The organism is Aeromonas sp. 604282 (assembly GCF_049170575.1).
GTDB classification, from domain to species: Bacteria; Pseudomonadota; Gammaproteobacteria; order Enterobacterales; family Aeromonadaceae; genus Aeromonas; species Aeromonas veronii_A.
Window position 1 is genome coordinate 413,762 of record NZ_JAAKMV010000001.1, and the last position, 15,674, is coordinate 429,435.

14 protein-coding genes are annotated in these 15,674 nt (G+C 57.5%); 5 read left to right on the forward strand and 9 right to left on the reverse strand.

Going from position 1 to position 15,674, the window contains the following annotated elements; all coding sequences use genetic code 11:
- Positions 1 to 8 precede the first annotated feature (8 nt).
- Positions 9 to 485 carry a hypothetical protein gene (locus tag G5367_RS01765; protein ID WP_421293800.1) on the forward strand — a complete coding sequence of 159 codons (477 nt, stop codon included), beginning with the start codon at positions 9 to 11 and terminating at the stop codon, positions 483 to 485.
- Here the strand turns inward: G5367_RS01765 and G5367_RS01770 are convergent.
- Together G5367_RS01770 and G5367_RS01775 are read right to left on the reverse strand one after the other, a co-directional pair.
- Positions 463 to 909 (reverse strand): hypothetical protein, encoded by a 447-nt coding sequence (locus G5367_RS01770; protein ID WP_421293801.1) that lies wholly within the window; start codon positions 907 to 909, stop codon positions 463 to 465. The genes G5367_RS01765 and G5367_RS01770 overlap by 23 nt on opposite strands.
- Positions 896 to 1,663 (reverse strand): hypothetical protein, encoded by a 768-nt coding sequence (locus G5367_RS01775; protein ID WP_421293802.1) that lies wholly within the window; start codon positions 1,661 to 1,663, stop codon positions 896 to 898. The genes G5367_RS01770 and G5367_RS01775 overlap by 14 nt, the downstream gene beginning before the upstream one ends.
- A 167-nt stretch (positions 1,664 to 1,830) precedes the next feature.
- On the opposite strand from G5367_RS01775, the gene G5367_RS01780 reads away from it, so the two are divergent.
- Positions 1,831 to 2,676, forward strand: coding sequence for a DUF1194 domain-containing protein (locus tag G5367_RS01780; protein WP_159167611.1), 846 nt, complete (start codon positions 1,831 to 1,833; stop codon positions 2,674 to 2,676).
- A gap of 440 nt (positions 2,677 to 3,116) precedes the next feature.
- Here G5367_RS01780 and G5367_RS01785 read toward each other — a convergent pair whose 3' ends face one another.
- From G5367_RS01785 to G5367_RS01795, 3 genes are all read right to left on the reverse strand, one after another.
- Positions 3,117 to 3,566 carry a hypothetical protein gene (locus G5367_RS01785; RefSeq protein ID WP_421243668.1) on the reverse strand — a complete coding sequence of 150 codons (450 nt, stop codon included), beginning with the start codon at positions 3,564 to 3,566 and terminating at the stop codon, positions 3,117 to 3,119.
- A gap of 422 nt (positions 3,567 to 3,988) precedes the next feature.
- Positions 3,989 to 5,065 (reverse strand): hypothetical protein, encoded by a 1,077-nt coding sequence (locus G5367_RS01790; protein ID WP_245094231.1) that lies wholly within the window; start codon positions 5,063 to 5,065, stop codon positions 3,989 to 3,991.
- Positions 5,066 to 5,472: 407 nt separating this feature from the next.
- Entirely contained in the window at positions 5,473 to 6,888 is a 1,416-nt protein-coding gene (locus G5367_RS01795; protein ID WP_421243669.1) for a GumC family protein, read from the reverse strand.
- Between the two features lie 157 nt (positions 6,889 to 7,045).
- Between G5367_RS01795 and G5367_RS01800 the strand changes: the two genes are divergently transcribed.
- Genes G5367_RS01800 through G5367_RS01810 form a run of 3 tightly spaced genes read left to right on the forward strand, consistent with a single transcriptional unit; the run spans position 7,046 to position 10,018 of the window.
- Positions 7,046 to 8,161, forward strand: a complete 1,116-nt coding sequence (locus G5367_RS01800) for a glycosyltransferase (protein ID WP_144712878.1) — start codon at positions 7,046 to 7,048, stop codon at positions 8,159 to 8,161.
- Positions 8,162 to 8,192: 31 nt separating this feature from the next.
- Entirely contained in the window at positions 8,193 to 9,386 is a 1,194-nt protein-coding gene (locus G5367_RS01805) for a glycosyltransferase family 2 protein (RefSeq protein WP_421243670.1), read from the forward strand.
- On the forward strand, positions 9,383 to 10,018 hold the full coding sequence (locus tag G5367_RS01810) for a sugar transferase (protein ID WP_005333398.1): 636 nt from the start codon (positions 9,383 to 9,385) through the stop codon (positions 10,016 to 10,018). The genes G5367_RS01805 and G5367_RS01810 overlap by 4 nt, the downstream gene beginning before the upstream one ends.
- A 282-nt stretch (positions 10,019 to 10,300) precedes the next feature.
- On the opposite strand, the gene G5367_RS01815 is transcribed toward G5367_RS01810, so the two are convergent.
- From G5367_RS01815 to G5367_RS01830, 4 genes are all read right to left on the reverse strand, one after another.
- Positions 10,301 to 11,302, reverse strand: a complete 1,002-nt coding sequence (locus tag G5367_RS01815; protein ID WP_421243671.1) for a glycosyltransferase family 4 protein — start codon at positions 11,300 to 11,302, stop codon at positions 10,301 to 10,303.
- A gap of 80 nt (positions 11,303 to 11,382) precedes the next feature.
- Entirely contained in the window at positions 11,383 to 12,873 is a 1,491-nt protein-coding gene (locus G5367_RS01820) for a SpoIIE family protein phosphatase (protein WP_421243672.1), read from the reverse strand.
- Between the two features lie 23 nt (positions 12,874 to 12,896).
- Positions 12,897 to 13,565, reverse strand: a complete 669-nt coding sequence (locus G5367_RS01825; protein ID WP_005360129.1) for a tyrosine-protein kinase family protein — start codon at positions 13,563 to 13,565, stop codon at positions 12,897 to 12,899.
- A gap of 1 nt (position 13,566) precedes the next feature.
- On the reverse strand, positions 13,567 to 15,672 hold the full coding sequence (locus G5367_RS01830; RefSeq protein ID WP_167572627.1) for an SLBB domain-containing protein: 2,106 nt from the start codon (positions 15,670 to 15,672) through the stop codon (positions 13,567 to 13,569).
- Positions 15,673 to 15,674 lie beyond the last annotated feature (2 nt).

Genomic DNA, 15,674 nt, shown 5'->3' on the forward strand with positions numbered 1-15,674 from the left:
GACTGCGTATGGCCAACCAGACTCCCCGCTCCACAGCCAAAGACAGCGCCCTGCGCTGCCTGTTGCCCCTAATGCTGCCATTGCTGATCCTCACCGGTTGCGCCCGTCAGGAGCCGGTCAATGAGACCCTGCCGATCCTCAACCAGTTGCGGGAACAGCAACTGGCCGAACAGCCCCAGCTGCAACTGCAGTACCAGCAAGCGGAGACACAACTGCCAGCGGATCAGGAGCAGCTGCTGCATCAGTTTTTAGGACGCAAGGATCCGGCCCGGATTGCGCTGGTAAGCGGCCCCGGGCTGCAAACCGACATGCTGGAGAGTGCGCGAATGGCAAGCGTGCGACTTACTGCCCTCACCCGCTTGCTGGGAGCTCGCGCCATTGAGCTGGAGCCCCGCTATGACCCCATGTTAGCCCCCAATACCTTGCTGATCCGCATTCTGCCAAACGGAGAGTCGGGGGTGGTCACCCCAACGGCGGCGCAATAAGGCCGAGGCAGGTGGTTGGCAAAGCCACCCGATAGAGGGGATAAGGGGCCAGCCCCCACAACTTGCGCCAACCCTGGGTAAGACGGTACGAGAGCAGCGGCGGGCTCTGGTGCAACTCGCCTAAAAACATCACCCCCTGACTCATCCCTTCACCCGCCAGCGTCACTGACATCGCCTCCCGATCCGGCGCCACCAGCATGGCCTGCAGCAGGCCGTCACAGCGGGGATGGGCCAGCTGATAGCTGACATAGGTGCCACCCAATACCGGCGTGGCCACCCGCAAGCGCCAGCCCAACTGGACCAGCTCCATTAGCATGGGTTTGGCCCCCTCATTGATCGCCCGGTTCTGATAACGCCAGCCCATGGCGGCAGCACTGAGCAGCGCCACCAGCAACAGCAGCAGATACCCCCTAGATAGATGCATCACGGCGCCCCCGGATAAAGAGGATGGTCATCACCAGCAACATAATGGCCCACTGGTAGAGCTGGGCCAGCGAGCCGGTATGCAGCCAGCCATACCAGCGCAGATCCAGGCTCATCAGCACCAACCGCAGCTGATTGGCCCCGATATAGAGCAGGCAAACCAGCAGCAACATGGGCCACTGCCGGTAGAGGGGGCGCTCAGGCGCCAGCCAGCAGCAGGAGACCAGCCAGGAGAGCACCACCAGATAGAGTTGAGAAAACGAGGAGCACCCCTTGAGCACGATGAGGGCGTGGCCCCCCAGTCGTTCGATGCGATTACCATCCAGCCGAATGTCCCACCCCAGCAGTTGCAGCCACTGGCCCACCCCCCAGGCATCGAGCGCCAGCACAGGGCCGGAGAGCAGGGCAAACACCTGCTGCCCCCACAACACCGCCACGGTAAAGGCGAGCACAATCTGCAACACCGCCCGCTCATCGCCACTCTGATGACGGCGCCATAGCGAGGCCACCAACAGCAGACAGGCCAGCGCCTTGCAACTGGCGCTGGGGATCAGGATCAGCAGGATAAAGAGGGCGAGCGCCAGTGGATGCGGACGCCAGCTCGGTGCAACCCGCGATGCAATTTGCCACCAGATAGCAATCAGCAACACCACCAGCAGGTTGAAGTGACCCATATTGAGCCATACCATGCCCCACTGATTGGCCAAACCAAGTAGCAGCCAGTTGGGTGCCCACTGCCAGGGACGGATCTCCATCGCAACTCCTGCCGGTTATCAGCGCTTTTGACCGCTGACGCAAGTTCTCGCAAGTTCCATGCCTGCCCGCTCTCACCCGGACCAAGCCAAGTCAGAGGATGCAACAAAGCTGGCACGCTTTATTCATTCCCCCTTCTGGCACTAGCGCCAGGGAGAAGGAGTGAGCAATGAAACTCAAACCGTTGGCAGGGCTGCTGGGGATGTTGTTGGTAACCTCCCCCGCATACGCCTTGACCGAAGTCGATACCGAACTGCAACTGCTGATGGATGTGTCGGGCAGCGTCAGTTCATCGGAATTCAATTTGCAGTTACAGGGCTATGTGGACGCCTTTTACAGTCAGGAGGTACAAAGCGCCATCCTCGACACCAGCGGCGGTAAGCTGGGCTCCATCGCCGTGCAGATGATCATGTGGAGCGGCTCGACCCAGCAGAGCGTGATGACTGACTGGTTCCACCTCTACGACATGACCTCCATCAACAACTTCGCCGCCACCCTGGATGCCCTGGTACGCCCCTATGCGGGGATGACGGCCCCCGGTTCGGCCATGGCCTTTGGTGGCTTGCAATTTGATACCAACGACTTCACCGCCGCCCGCCAGGTGATGGATGTGTCGGGTGACGGGATCCAGAACGCAGGGCTGGATACCGCCACCGTGCGGGATCAACTGCTCGCCTCCGGCATCGATACCATCAACGGCATCACCATAGGTCAGGACTATGCCGATGGGGTACTGCAAGAGTGGTATGTGGAGAACGTGGCGGGCGGTCAGGATGCGTTTGTGATCAATGCCACCACCTTCGCCGACTTTGGCAATGCGCTGGAGCTCAAACTGGCGGCCGAAATTGAGGGGGGCATTATTCCGGAAGGTGCACTGGCCGCCCCCATCGAGGAGATCCCGCTGGCCGCCCAGCTGCTGCTCGGTATGCCGCTACTGCTGGCCTGGCGCTATCAGCGCCGATCTCAAGGCCGTCCGCAGCAAGCCAACTGGCAACAAACGCCAGCCATCGGCTGATTTATTACCCCGTGTGTCGCGATTAGGGAGCTATGGCTCCCTGATTTTTTGCCGTAAACATGGCTTTCGGCAGGGGCTGCACAACTTTTGGTTTGAATACCACCCGTATTCTGTCAGCTAACTCAGCACCGTAGGTTCGATTAGCGAAGCGTAATCGGACGTTCGCGGCCTTTCTTTTAACTCGCCAAAACGCTCATATGGCCACTTCTGCGCCCCGACATTCACTCTCTAGCTGACACAGGTCGGGACGTACTTGCCACATTGGCGGGGAGTGTCACCGCGATCGTCCGATTACGCCTACCGGCTAATCGAACCTACGAGCTATAGTATTTGCAGTTAAACGATCCTAAATATTAACAACTACTGGCAGGCCTACTACATTGCAAATAAGGACTCAAAAAATATTAAGCACCACACACCAAGAATCATTTTTAATATTTTCACACATTCTCCGAACCAACATATATGCCACTTGCATGGGATGCGCTCTCATACCTCTTAATATTTATGATTATATACTTAATACTTTCTACATCATCACCTAACCCTTTTGATATGCGCACCATAAAATAAATAATTCGAGACCATGCCTTGAAATGATCATCCGTTAACTCCGACGCAACCGGAAGCAAGTTTCCAAATGTATTTAAATCAATATCACATTGACCACGAATGGCATCAATTTCTTGTGTAGCCAATCCACCATCCTTAATAAAATCAAATAGACTATCTAGGTACTCAATGTTCTGTTCATGCTCTTCACCATAAAAATTACCAACACGGTACTTACGGGGCAATGTTTTAAACCCGTGCCGTAAGAAAAAATCAGATACTCTCTTAGGCGTTTCTCTTTGATGATTAAAAGTTGAACTCTGTTTTGCTCTTGCCAACGATCAACAATGAAAAGTATAATGCATAATTCAATTAGCATTCCGGTTAGTTCCGGCAAAAGATTAGTCGAAAAATACTCCGCGGGGTTATTTATATAAAATCCAACTCGGGCACATACTAATAACAGGATAGCAACCACAATGGTAAATGTACCCTGCTTAGTATTACCTGGCATCCAATTCATCTTTATTATGTCCTTCTGACAAAGGCCGAAGATTTGATTAGCGAAGCGTAATCGGACGTTCGCAGTCTTTCTCTAATATGTCTCTCTAACTCACCAAAACCCTCTCTGATTGCCACTTCGCACTTCCCCCAAAAAACTCACTCTCGAACTGGCATCGGTCGTGACGTTATTGCCGCATTGACATGGAATTTCACCACGAGCGTCCGATTATGCCCATCTGCTAATCGAACCTACGGTCTAGACAACTAACATACGCATATATTCATCATGTACCGACGCTCTCACTGCCAACATATACTCAGAAGTTCTATTTTCAGGGTGGTTAAATCTTCTCAACGGACTATCTATATTTTTTTGCCAGTAGAGAAATCTTTGAAATAGTTTACGCCCATGACCGAATTTCTTACCCCACATAGAAGAAAATGTGTTCTCAATCCTATCTAGGTAGTCATCTGAACTTTCTGTTGAACGAGTAAGCATAAGATTTGCAGTTTTAGCGATAGCTTTATCCATACTTGCCAACAACCAGATCTGCTCTCTATCATTATTAACCAATGATATCCAGTGCTGTAATAATGCTAAATCCCAAGCTGCATTTCTAACACTTTTCAAAGAATTAGACTTAATCATCTTTGGTATCCTATGACGACTAAAATATATCGCCATAAAATAAAATGCTGGTATGCAAAATACATATTCCTCAAACATCCACTCTAACAACAATATCATTGCCTCGTAATCACTTGTGCATTTTGAACGAATGCTTAAACCTTTTTTAATTACGACAATGTTAAACTCAAATTCTTTTACGCGGTACTCAGGATCAAAATTCAATAACTCTCCAGAATCAAATTTTGGGACTAGATCACTAGGAATTGAATGGATTTTTTCTAATGCGATATCAAGATAAATATTTGCATTCAAGTTATCCGCAGATCGAAAAAAACTCAACTCTTTATCCGCCTTCTCTATTGAGGCATTTTCAATATACTCATGATATGAAAGGCCCGGTTCAGATTTAATATCTGCAGCGTTAAAGAAAGCTTGTAATGCAGCGGCAAGTCTATGGCATTTATTGCGTTCAGAATCTGGTTGCAACTCGATACCTTTCACCAGATCAATGAGATATGAAACAATATTTCTATCAAGTAAGCAACTAAATCTCTGATCTCTATTTAATAGATAATTTTCAATCTTATACATATCATCAGAATCAATGTTATATGGATTAAGCAATATATTTGACTCAATTAATTGCTTTTCAATTATTTTAAAATCCCTTAGCCTTTCATGAAAAATCATACTTTCCATCATTATCCCAATCGCATTACAGTAACTAAATCAACAACCACCTACATACTAAAAGCATTCAATATAACCGTGCCGAATCACACATTACAAATAAAAAACCTAAACCATCGAATGGTCGATTAAATAACATTGAACACAAAAACGACCTTGGGTTCCGATTGTATCAGAATACATTGACGCAGCCAATAAACAAAAATAGAAAACATAGCCAACCTCACAGAGAGAAAAATTTAAGATGGTAAAATAACGAGTCACATCATATTTCACATCTGCGCTGGAAAAAATCGACGAGCTGTGGAGATCAAACCACAAGGGGTTTAGTCGCGGTTTATATCCCCCTAAAAAAGGCCTTATCACAAGGCCTGTTCAGAAATATCCAGATTCAGGCTGATAGCCAGCTTTTGTGGCAATCACCCCGGCTCTGGTGACATGGGCAACACCTGCCCATCGAGCGCCTGATCACTATGGGATGGATAGTCCGGCACCGGCTCGCAGTAGGGAATGCGGCTTAGCACCGGCGCCTTGACCAGTGCGGCCAGCTGATCGGAGCGGCGCAGGCTGGCATCCGCCAGTTCGGCCACCAGCGCCAGACCGCAGCCGAGCCCCAGCCCGCCAACAATGCCCGCCAGCAGAAACAGCCAGAGCGGGTAGTTGCTCGGCTTGCTGGGGGCAAAGGGCTTGTCGATCACCTTGATCCGCTCCCCCTGCTCGAAGTTGCCCAGATCGCCGGTCACCTTGGCCTTCTCATAGCGCAGCAGCAAATCCTGATAGAGGGTGCGTTTGACCGCAAGATCCCGCTCCAGCTCGGCGAGTTGGCGCTCGGTATCCCCCTGGGAGTCGACCACCTTGTCCAGCCCATCCAGCTGACTCTTCAAGCCAGCGGCGTTTTGCTCTGCCTCCGTCAGCTGCGTCTGGGCCAGCTGCCACTCGGGCCCGCGGGCCATATCCGGTTGGGATTTGAGCTGCTCAAACTCCTGCTGCAACTGGTCAATCTGATAGCGCAGACTCTGCACCTTGCTGTGCTCGTCGCTGTAGCGGGCCCGCAGCAACACCAGCTCGGTGCGCATCAGTTGCAGCTTCTCATCCAGTTGGCGGGCCAGCTGGCTCTCCTGCCCCAGCGAGAGCTGATCGATCCGGGCCTTGGCCTGCTGCAGGGTGATCAGGCTCTCGGCATAACGCTCCTGCAAACCATAGAGACGGGCGACGTTGGTACTCTGCTGCTGGGGCAAGGCGCTGGCATGCTCCCGTTTAAAATCGGCGAGCAACTGCTCAGCCGCTTGCAGTTCGCTGCGGCGGCTGTCGAGCTGGCTTTGCAGGAAACGTTCGGACGATTCCGCCGACTGGCGCCCCTTGCTGAGCAGGTTGAAGAAGAAGCGCCGCGAAATAGCTTCGAGCAAACCTGCGCTGTTGGCCGCCGAATCCGCCTTGACCTTTATCTCGATCACCTCATCGCCGATCAGCCGCAGCGAGACGGCACTCGAGAGCCAGTCCATGATGGCATCGCGCTGGGCTGGCGGGGTCTCGTCATTGACCAGACCGCGATCCCGCGCCACCCCGTCCAGCACATAACGGCTGCGCAGCAGGGCTTCGAGCACCGCAAAGCGATCTTTCAGGCTCTCCTGAGTGATCAGATCCTTGAGGGTCGGGGTCTGGTTGGCATCTTGCGGCACCATAAAGGTGGTGCGGCTCTCATACTCCTTGGGGGTGAGCAGACCCACCGTCACGCCCACCAGCGGCATCACCAGTACCGGGATCACCAGCAGATAGCGACGGCGCCAGGCGGCAAAGAGAATGATGTAGAGGTTGTAATAGAACTGAACAGGCATGGCATCACTCCCTGAGAAAAGCCCTCCCCCCGCACGATGCAAAGGCAGTGCCACTACAGGAGCTGATCGCCTCTGTGGGCAGATAGCAAGAGTGGTACAAGATTCGCATTCTCCCGCTATCCGGGGTGTCACCCCTTCCCTTGCCGGAGCGCGAACCATGTTGTCATCAATCCCGTCGCACAGACCCCATCCCCGCAGAAGCTCCATCGTTCAAATCGTGCAGCACCTGCAGCCCGGCGGGCTGGAGACCATGGTGCTCAACCTCACGCAGGCGAGCCCGGCCGAGCAACCGGTGCATATCATCTCTCTCGAAGGGTGCAAAGGGGATGTGCTAAGGGCATGGCCCGCTCTGCATCCCTTTGCTGGCAATATTCACTGTCTGGAAAAGCCCGCGGGCTGGTCGCTGGCGACCCTCTGGCGGCTCACCCGATTGCTGCGCCAACTCAAGCCAGCCGCGGTACATACCCACCATCTTGGGCCCATGCTCTATGGCGGGCTGGCCAGTCGGCTGGCCCGGGTGCCCACCCTGGTACACACAGAGCACGATGCCTGGTATCTCGATGATCCCCATCAGCGCACGCTGGCCCTGTGGGGACTGCGCGTCTTCAAACCCATTCTGGTGGCCGATGCCACGCCGGTAGCCAACCAGCTGCTGGCCAAGCTGGGCCAGTTGTCGCCAACCGTGATCCCCAACGGCATCGATGAGCTGCGCTTTGCCCCGGGCGCCGCCGCCCTCGCCCGTCAGGAGATGGGACTGCCGCAAGGGGTCAAGTTGATTGGCTGCGCCGCCCGCCTTGAGTCGGTCAAGGGTCACACCTTGCTGCTGGAGGCGATCCGCGCCCTGCCGGAGGAGGTGCATCTTGCGTTGGCAGGGGTCGGCAGTTTGCAAAATGCGTTGCAACAACAGTGTCAGCAGCTGGGGATCGCCCATCGGGTCCATTTTCTGGGGCTGGTCGAAAACATGCCGCGCTTCTATCAGGGGCTGGATCTCTTCTGCCTCCCCTCGCTGGCGGAGGGGATGCCGCTTTGCGTGCTGGAAGCACAGGCGTGCGGGGTGCCGGTGGTGATGAGCGATGTGGGGGCGGCCAGAGAGATCGTCTGTCAGGCCAGCGGCCATATCCTGTCGGAGCGGGATCCCGGCCGCCTTGCCCAGCTTCTGGCACAAGGGTTGCTGCAGTGCCATAGCCTGCGTGCCGTCACCCGAGAGTTTGTGTGCCAGCAAAGCAGCTTGAGCCGGATGGCTCAGGCCTATCAGCAGCTTTACAGCCGCTGACCAAGCGACCCGATGACCAGAGGAGCATCCCATGGAATGGATCATGATCGTGTTCTGGCTGTGCGCTGTACTGGTGGTCTACCACCATGTCGGCTATCCCCTGCTGCTCAAATTTGGTGGTCGGCAGGCGCGCAAGGTAGCCAATCCGCCCCGCCCTCTGGATCGAGGGTTCAAAACAGACGCCACCGATGAGGCGCTGCCGACCATCACCCTGCTGATGCCGGTCTACAACGAGGCGGCGACCATCGCGGCCAAGCTGCAAAACCTCGCCAGCCTCGATTACCCCGCCGACAAGCTGTGGGTGCATGTGCATTTCGACGGCTGCAGCGACAACAGTTACCCCATTGCGCTGAGCCAGCTCGGTGATCCCGCCCTGCAGCAGTTGCAGATCAGGCTGTTTGATCACCCCCGCAATCGCGGCAAGGTCGCCGTGCTCAACGAGGCCATGACCCGGGTGCACAGCGATCTGGTGGCCCTCACCGATGTCTCGGCCCTGCTGCCCATCGACAGCCTGCTGCTGGCGGTCGCCCATTTTGCCGATCCCAAGGTAGGGGTGGTCGGGGAAGCGTACCGCTTCTGGCAACCGGGCTCACAGGGCGAGGAGAGTTACTGGCACTATCAAAGCCAGATCAAGCTCTACGAGTCGGCCCTTGGCGGCATGCTGGGGGCCCATGGGGCCTTTTACATGATGCGCCGGGAGTGCCTCACCCCGCTGGCTGCCGATACCATCAACGACGATTTCATCTTGCCGATGCAAGCCATCGCCAAGGGGTATCGGGCGGTCTATGACAATCGCTGCGCCGCACTGGAGCTGGAAGTTTCCGATGCCGCGCTGGAGGCGACACGGCGCAAGCGGATCGGCGCTGGCAACACCCAGCAGTTGCTGCGGTTACTGCCCCTGCTGCACCCCAAATTCGGCTGGGTTGCCTTCAACTTTGCCAGTGGCAAGGGGCTGCGGGTGTTGATGCCGCTCTGCCTGACCCTGCTGTGGCTCTGCGCCATCCCGCTGGCCACCCAATCCCTGCTGTTTCAGTTGCTGCTGGGGCTGCAACTGCTGGGGTATCTGCTGGTCATCTTGATCCAGCTGACCCCTGTGCACCCCTGGCCCAATCTGTTTCGCAAGATCCACTATCTGGTACTCGGACACTGGTACAACGGCATGGGTACCCTGCGCTACTGCCTGCGCGCCCCCATACGTTTCATGTCACAGGAGAAAGCCGTATGACGCACCCCATTCCAAGATTGACCCTGGTGGTCAAACGCAGCATGGACCTGCTCGGTGCTACTCTTGGCCTGCTGCTGACGCTGCCGCTGTGGCCGCTGATCATGTTGGCCATCCGACTCGATAGCCCGGGTCCGGTGTTCTTTCGTCAGCTGCGGATCGGGCGCAGCCACGCCACCCATACCGAGCTCTTTTTCATGATCAAGTTTCGCACCATGCGCGCTGACGCCGAGGCGGCCACCGGGCCGGTCTGGTGTGGCAAGGGGGACAGCCGGATCACTCGAAGCGGCGACTTTCTGCGCAAAACCCGGCTCGATGAGCTGCCGCAGTTTATCAATGTGCTCAAGGGGGAGATGTCGCTGATCGGCCCCCGGCCGGAGCGACCCGGGATCGCCAACCGGCTGGAAGATGCGGTGCCGTACTTTATCGAACGCACCTATGAAGTGGCCCCCGGCATTACCGGTCTGGCACAGGTCAATCAGGGTTACGACGAGTCGCTCGATGATGTGCGCAGCAAGCTGGCTTTCGATCTGGCCTACTCGGTCGCCCTGCTCCACCCCTGGCGCTGGCTGGTGCAGGATGTACATATCATCGGCAAGACGATCGCCATCATGGTCGGCAAGAAGGGGCGCTAACCCCGCCAATCTCAGCCACACCTCGAGACCATCAGGCCATTGCCACTGCAATGGCCTTTTTTATGGCGCATCTTTGTGGCACGTCCGCGGTGATCACTGAGAAGTCAGCGACCTGATCGCCATCATCTGGCCCCATCCACAGGCCTGATGTCCGCTTGCCCCACCGCAGAAACCCAAGCGTTGCGTGATCACAGAAGCAATCCGCCCCCTGCTCCCGATAACACCGGCACATAAAAAAACGAGTAGCCTGCAGCCACTCGTTTTGACAGGTTTCTCCGTGATTCAGGCGCCGTAGACGGCCAGAATATCGGTCACCCTGTTGTTGACGCTGTACCCGCGGGCGATGGTGTTGCGGGCCGCCTGACTCATTTTGCTGCGCACCACCCCATCGCTGCGCAGCCAGTAGTTGACCAGCTCCGCCATATCCCGCACATGGCCGGGCTCCACCAGCCAGCCATTGGATTTATGGTCGATCAGATTGACCAGGCCCCCCACCGCAAAGGTACAAACCGGTATGCCGTGAGCCATCGCCTCCAGGGCCACCAGCGGCAACCCTTCAAAGCGGGAAGTGATGCAGAGCAGGTCGATGTTGTGCCACTCATTGGCCATGTTCTGGAAACCATGAAGCTGGACGCGATCACCATACTGCTGCAACAAGGCACTTTTCATGGGGCCATCCCCGTAGAGATGAAACGCCCCATCCGGGCAGAAGGCGGCCAGCTGGCAGAATCCCTCCGGCCCCTTTTCCGGCGAGAGGCGGCCGACAAAGGCAATCCGGTTGCCTGCCACTGATGCAGGCGTCGCAGGCATGGGTACAAAGTTGCTGATCACCGTGCTTGGCACAGGCAATTTGCGAGCGATGGGCTCGCTTACTGCAATACACTTCGCAAAACGCGCTGTGGTGCGATCCAGCCAGCTGTAAAACTTCAGCAACCCCTCCCCGTCATCCCCACTGTGAAAGGTCGAAACCACCGATTTACCGGTAAACCAGGCTGTCAGCCGCCCCAGCACCCCGGCCTTGTAACCGTGGGTATGGATCAGCACAGAAGCAGGCTGGCGGGCCAGACGTCGCATAAAGTCGCGGCTGTTTTGGCACACCTCGTAGGGCAAGCCCTGTTGTTTGAGCAAGGTCGTAAAAGGGGTCACACCGTGGTTGCTCACCAGCACTATGGTGGGGCGAAATCCCCTGGCCAGCAGATCGTTGGCCAAGTGGATAATGTGAACTTCTATTCCACCGACCTGACGCGCATCGATGGCCAGCCAGATCTGCTGCATGGGTAACATAAGGCCCTCCTCCCGTGGCTCCATGCCACCTGAAATAAGGCGCTGCATAGAGCGGGCCAGTCAGGCAAAGAGGGGCAGGATCAGGCGCCGGGACAGGCGACCAGCAAGAGGGTCATGTCATCGAGGGCGGCATCATTGATGCGTTCATCAAACCAGCGGGCGATGCGATGAGCCAGTTGCTCAAGACCGGGCCCCGAAGTCAGGCAGATCTCTTTTAGCTGCGACTCCCAGCGCTGGCGCTCTGCGGCATCACGGCTATCGAGCAGGCCGTCGGTCCAGAACAGCAGGATCTCGCCGGGCTTGAGCTGACGCTCATTGGTCACGAAGTGGGGATCCGGGCGCAAACCGGGCAAGGGGCCGGTCACGCCGACCTGACGGATAGTACCGGGCCCGACCAGCCAGGGCGCAGGGTGGCCCGCACTGGCCCACTGCACCCGCCCCTCGTTGCCGAGCTCAATACAGAGGGTGGTGAGCAGGGTAGCCCCGAGGAGCGGATCACTGTGAACCGCATTGGACAAGATGGTCAGCAAACGGGCGGGGGCGCGCTCCAGATCGTGGGCCGTCAGCAAGCCGCGCAGATAACCGGCATAGGCATGGGCAAAAAACTTGGCTTCTGCATCGTGGCCCATCACATCCCCGAGCCACAGCACCCGATCCTTGACCAGCAGAAAATCCCCGCCCCCCACGGTGGCCGCGCGGGTTTGCAGCGCCAGCTGGTATCCCCCTATGGAGGTGGCGGGCAATAACGGGCGCAGCGCCGAGGTCATGCGCTGATCCAGCTGCTCGCCCCATTGCGACTTGAGCTGCTCCGAGCGTTGCAACACCCGCGAAACAGCCAGCAACAGGTCCTGCTTGGTGATGGGTTTGACCAGAAAGTCATCGATCCCCAGCGCCCCCGCCCGACTCTGGGTCCACTGATCCTGATGACCGGTCAGGAAGATAAAGGGCACCCCCTTCATCTTGGGATCCTTCATCAACTGCTGGCGCAGCCCAAAGCCATCGATCCCCTCCATCTCGATATCGGAAAGCACCAGCGCGGGGGGCTGCTTTCCGAGCGCCAGCAGGGCGGCATGGGAGTCGGCATAACTTTCAACCCGGTAGTGCTCATGGAGATAGGCGGTGAGCAAGGCACGCATCACCTTGTCATCATCGATCACCGCGATCACCGGCAGTTGGTTGACCGGGCCCTGCTGGCGAAGGGTCACGCGATTGCGCTCACCGTCGCGAGAGAAGTGCACCTCGGCAAACAGCTGGTGCACCAGCGCCAGCCCGTATCCCCCCTCCTGCAGCTCATCGGGTAACGGCGCACTGGCAAGACCAGGTTGCGGACCGCCATCATCCTCCAGTATCAGACTCAAGCCCGTTTCATCCTCTTTCAGCGTGAGCCAGAGCCGGGTCGCGGGAGGAACGGTGTGCTTGACGCTATTGGTGGCCAGCTCACTGAAACAGAGCAGCCAGTTGGCTTGATCCTTTGGGGAGACCTGAAACAGGGCGAGTCCCTGCGCCAGCCGGTTGCGCAGTTCGCGCACCGACTGCAGGGTTGCCGGAGCAGATCGCAACCAGTCATCCATATCGGGCCTCCATCAGCGGGCGATCAGATCCGGAAATTGAGCAAGGCACTGCGCCGGCACCAGCGCTTGAGCCATTCGGTCACCCGGTTGCTGGGCAGCCGGTTGAGTTCGCGCAGGATCTCGCTGGCCAGCCCCGGGTTGAGTTTGTCGTTATAGACAGCGCCAATCAGATTGGCCTCGGCACGGGTCAGTTTATCCACCGCACTTTGTACCACGGTCGTCGGGGTCACCCCCGCCAGTACAACCAGCAGCGCCCCTTCACAGGCCCCACACACCTGATCGGCCGGAATATTGCCCCGATTGAGGGCGGTGAGCGGCGAGGTATCGAAGATCACCACATCGTAATGCTCCAGCCAGCGAACCAGCAGCTGGCGCAAGGTATCCTTGTTACGGAAAGCCATCAGATCCTTGCCCGGCGCCGGGAGCAGGGACAAGGAGCGGCCAGTGGCCACCGGCTCGGGCACATCATTGGGCCCCCAGGCAACCGCCGTGGCGCGGCCGGGGTGATAGAGGTTAAGATCCACCAGCAGGGTGCGCAACCCATCCGCCTCCGAGCGCCTTGCCAGCGCATCGCAGATGGAGCTCACCCCCTCTCCCCCTTCCGACGAGGTGACCGCCAGCGAGCGGATCCCCCGGGCGACCGTCGCCGCGTAGAGGGATTCGAGCTCCAGATATTGAATGGGGATGCTCATATCAAAGCGTCCCGACCAGGGCCACCACCGAGATCGTGGTCAGGATGTCGCGCATGCCATCCATGAAAATGGCCCAGTTGCTGCTCTTGCTGTCAGGGATAAATACGGTGTCCCCTGCGCGCAGCACCGGCAACTGGCTAAAGTCGGGCTCTTTGGCAAAGCCGTCGAGATCGAAGCTGCGGGCCTGATCCCCCTGACCACTGGTGGCCATGTTGATCACCACAATCTTCTTGATATAGGCGCTGCTGGTCGGGCCACCCGCCTCGGCCAGCAGATCCAGCAGGGTCATGGAGGAGTCAAAGCGGTAGCGACCCGGGCGGGCGATCGCTCCCAGCACCCGAATGGTGTTCTCCTTCGGCTCATCGAGCCAGGGGCGATTCTTCTCCGGCAGGTAGATGGAGTCACCGGGCAGCACCTTGGGCAGCAAGGTTTCATCGCCGGTTTCAAAGTAGAGGGCAAGATCGAGCTTGCTGACCCGCGCCGTGCTGCCACTGCGATGGGCGATGCGCACATTGCGCAGATCCGCCGCCGCAGTCGGACCATCGGCGGCCGACAGGATGTCGATAAAGCCCATCTGCTCATTGAAGGCATAGCGACCGGGGGCCCCGACCTGACCGAAGATATAGATGGAACTGTCCGGTGACTGGCGCACCCATTGGGACTTGTTGTCACTGGGATCGGTGGGCAGCTCGGGGATCATGATGGTGAATCCGGCCCGGATCTTCGGCAGGCTGGCGAGCGCCCCCCCCTGATGGAGAAACTTGTCCAGATCAAACAGGGTTGGCGTGGCCTGCCCCCCTTCGGCGGTCAGGATCTGCACCTTGGCGATATCGGCCCGCTCGTTGGGGCCACCAGCGTGGGCGATCAGATCCAGCAGCGACATCTCGTCAGACCATTCATAGCGGCCCGGGATCCGCACCGCCCCCATCACCATCACCGCCCGTCCGGGCGCCACTTTTAACCAGGATTTCTCGTTAATGTCGGTCTTCTCCGGCACAAAGATGGCATCACCGGGTTTGACTTGGGGCAGCGCCTTTTGCATCCCTTCGGTATAGGCCTGCAAGTCGATGGGTTCGATCGTGCCATCGGTGCGGAGCAAACGGATCTGGCGACTCTCGGCATAGCGGGTCGGGCCACCGGCATTGGCCAGAATATCGAGGAAGGAGTCCCCTTCCCGCCCCTCATAGGCGCCGGGTTTGAACACCTCGCCCATGATGTAGATGGTGCGTGCCCCCCGTTTTATCTGCTCTTCATCCTTGGGCACGAAGATGGTGGCGCCCGGCGCCAGATTGGGCAGCAACTTGTTGTTGCCGGAGTCGAGATAGGCTTTGAGATCGAACAGCTCGGGGGCATCACCATTGATCACCCGGATCCGCTCCACCCCGGCAAAGCGGGTCACACCACCTGCCCGCATCAGCAGATCCACGATGGAGTTGCCGCTCTTGAAACTGAAGGCGCCGGGGCTGTTGACCTCGCCAAATACCTTGATCGCCTTGCCAGTATCGCCATCCCCGCCTGCCGCCAGGGTTGCCGCATCAAAATCAATCTGCACGTTGCCGATCAGCGGAGAGGCGGGTACGAACACCACATCGAGGGATTGCAATGGCGGCAACACGCTGGCATCGCCGGTATCGAGATAACGCTTGTAGTCGAAGCTAGATACCGTGCTGCCGCGCCGCACCTGCATGTTGTTGAGCTGGGCACCGGGCACCAGACCGCCAGCGGCATCGAGGGCCATCTGCACGTTGCCATCGGGCGCCAGATCATAACTGCCGGGTTTTTTGACATAGCCCATCACGCTAATCAGCAGCCGCTTCTCCAGCAAGGTGACGGTCAATTGAGAGAGGTTGTTGTAAACAGGTTTGAGGGCGGTGCGGATCAGTTCATCCGCCTGTTGCAGGGTCTTTCCCCCCACCACGACGTTGCCAACTTCAGGCAGTGCAATCTCCCCCTGCTTGTTGACCTGGAAAGGCTGATCAAAAGCAGGCTCACCGGGTTGCACTATGGCCAACCGATCACCGGGAGCCAACAAGGTGGAGGCCAGTAACGGGCAGGTGAACAACAGCAAGAGAACACAGATCAATCCTTCGAGAGCGCCCCGTTTCATAG

Excerpts from the sequence above, each read along its gene's own strand:
- G5367_RS01810 (WP_005333398.1), top strand. The coding sequence starts at position 9,383 with ATGACGCACCCCATTCCAAGATTGACCCTGGTGGTCAAACGCAGCATG.
- G5367_RS01830 (WP_167572627.1), bottom strand. The coding sequence starts at position 15,672 with ATGAAACGGGGCGCTCTCGAAGGATTGATCTGTGTTCTCTTGCTGTTG.
- G5367_RS01805 (WP_421243670.1), top strand. The coding sequence starts at position 8,193 with ATGGAATGGATCATGATCGTGTTCTGGCTGTGCGCTGTACTGGTGGTC.
- G5367_RS01825 (WP_005360129.1), bottom strand. The coding sequence starts at position 13,565 with ATGAGCATCCCCATTCAATATCTGGAGCTCGAATCCCTCTACGCGGCG.
- G5367_RS01820 (WP_421243672.1), bottom strand. The coding sequence starts at position 12,873 with ATGGATGACTGGTTGCGATCTGCTCCGGCAACCCTGCAGTCGGTGCGC.
- G5367_RS01800 (WP_144712878.1), top strand. The coding sequence starts at position 7,046 with ATGTTGTCATCAATCCCGTCGCACAGACCCCATCCCCGCAGAAGCTCC.
- G5367_RS01790 (WP_245094231.1), bottom strand. The coding sequence starts at position 5,065 with ATGATGGAAAGTATGATTTTTCATGAAAGGCTAAGGGATTTTAAAATA.
- G5367_RS01815 (WP_421243671.1), bottom strand. The coding sequence starts at position 11,302 with ATGTTACCCATGCAGCAGATCTGGCTGGCCATCGATGCGCGTCAGGTC.
- G5367_RS01780 (WP_159167611.1), top strand. The coding sequence starts at position 1,831 with ATGAAACTCAAACCGTTGGCAGGGCTGCTGGGGATGTTGTTGGTAACC.
- G5367_RS01775 (WP_421293802.1), bottom strand. The coding sequence starts at position 1,663 with ATGGAGATCCGTCCCTGGCAGTGGGCACCCAACTGGCTGCTACTTGGT.
- G5367_RS01770 (WP_421293801.1), bottom strand. The coding sequence starts at position 909 with ATGCATCTATCTAGGGGGTATCTGCTGCTGTTGCTGGTGGCGCTGCTC.
- G5367_RS01765 (WP_421293800.1), top strand. The coding sequence starts at position 9 with ATGGCCAACCAGACTCCCCGCTCCACAGCCAAAGACAGCGCCCTGCGC.
- G5367_RS01795 (WP_421243669.1), bottom strand. The coding sequence starts at position 6,888 with ATGCCTGTTCAGTTCTATTACAACCTCTACATCATTCTCTTTGCCGCC.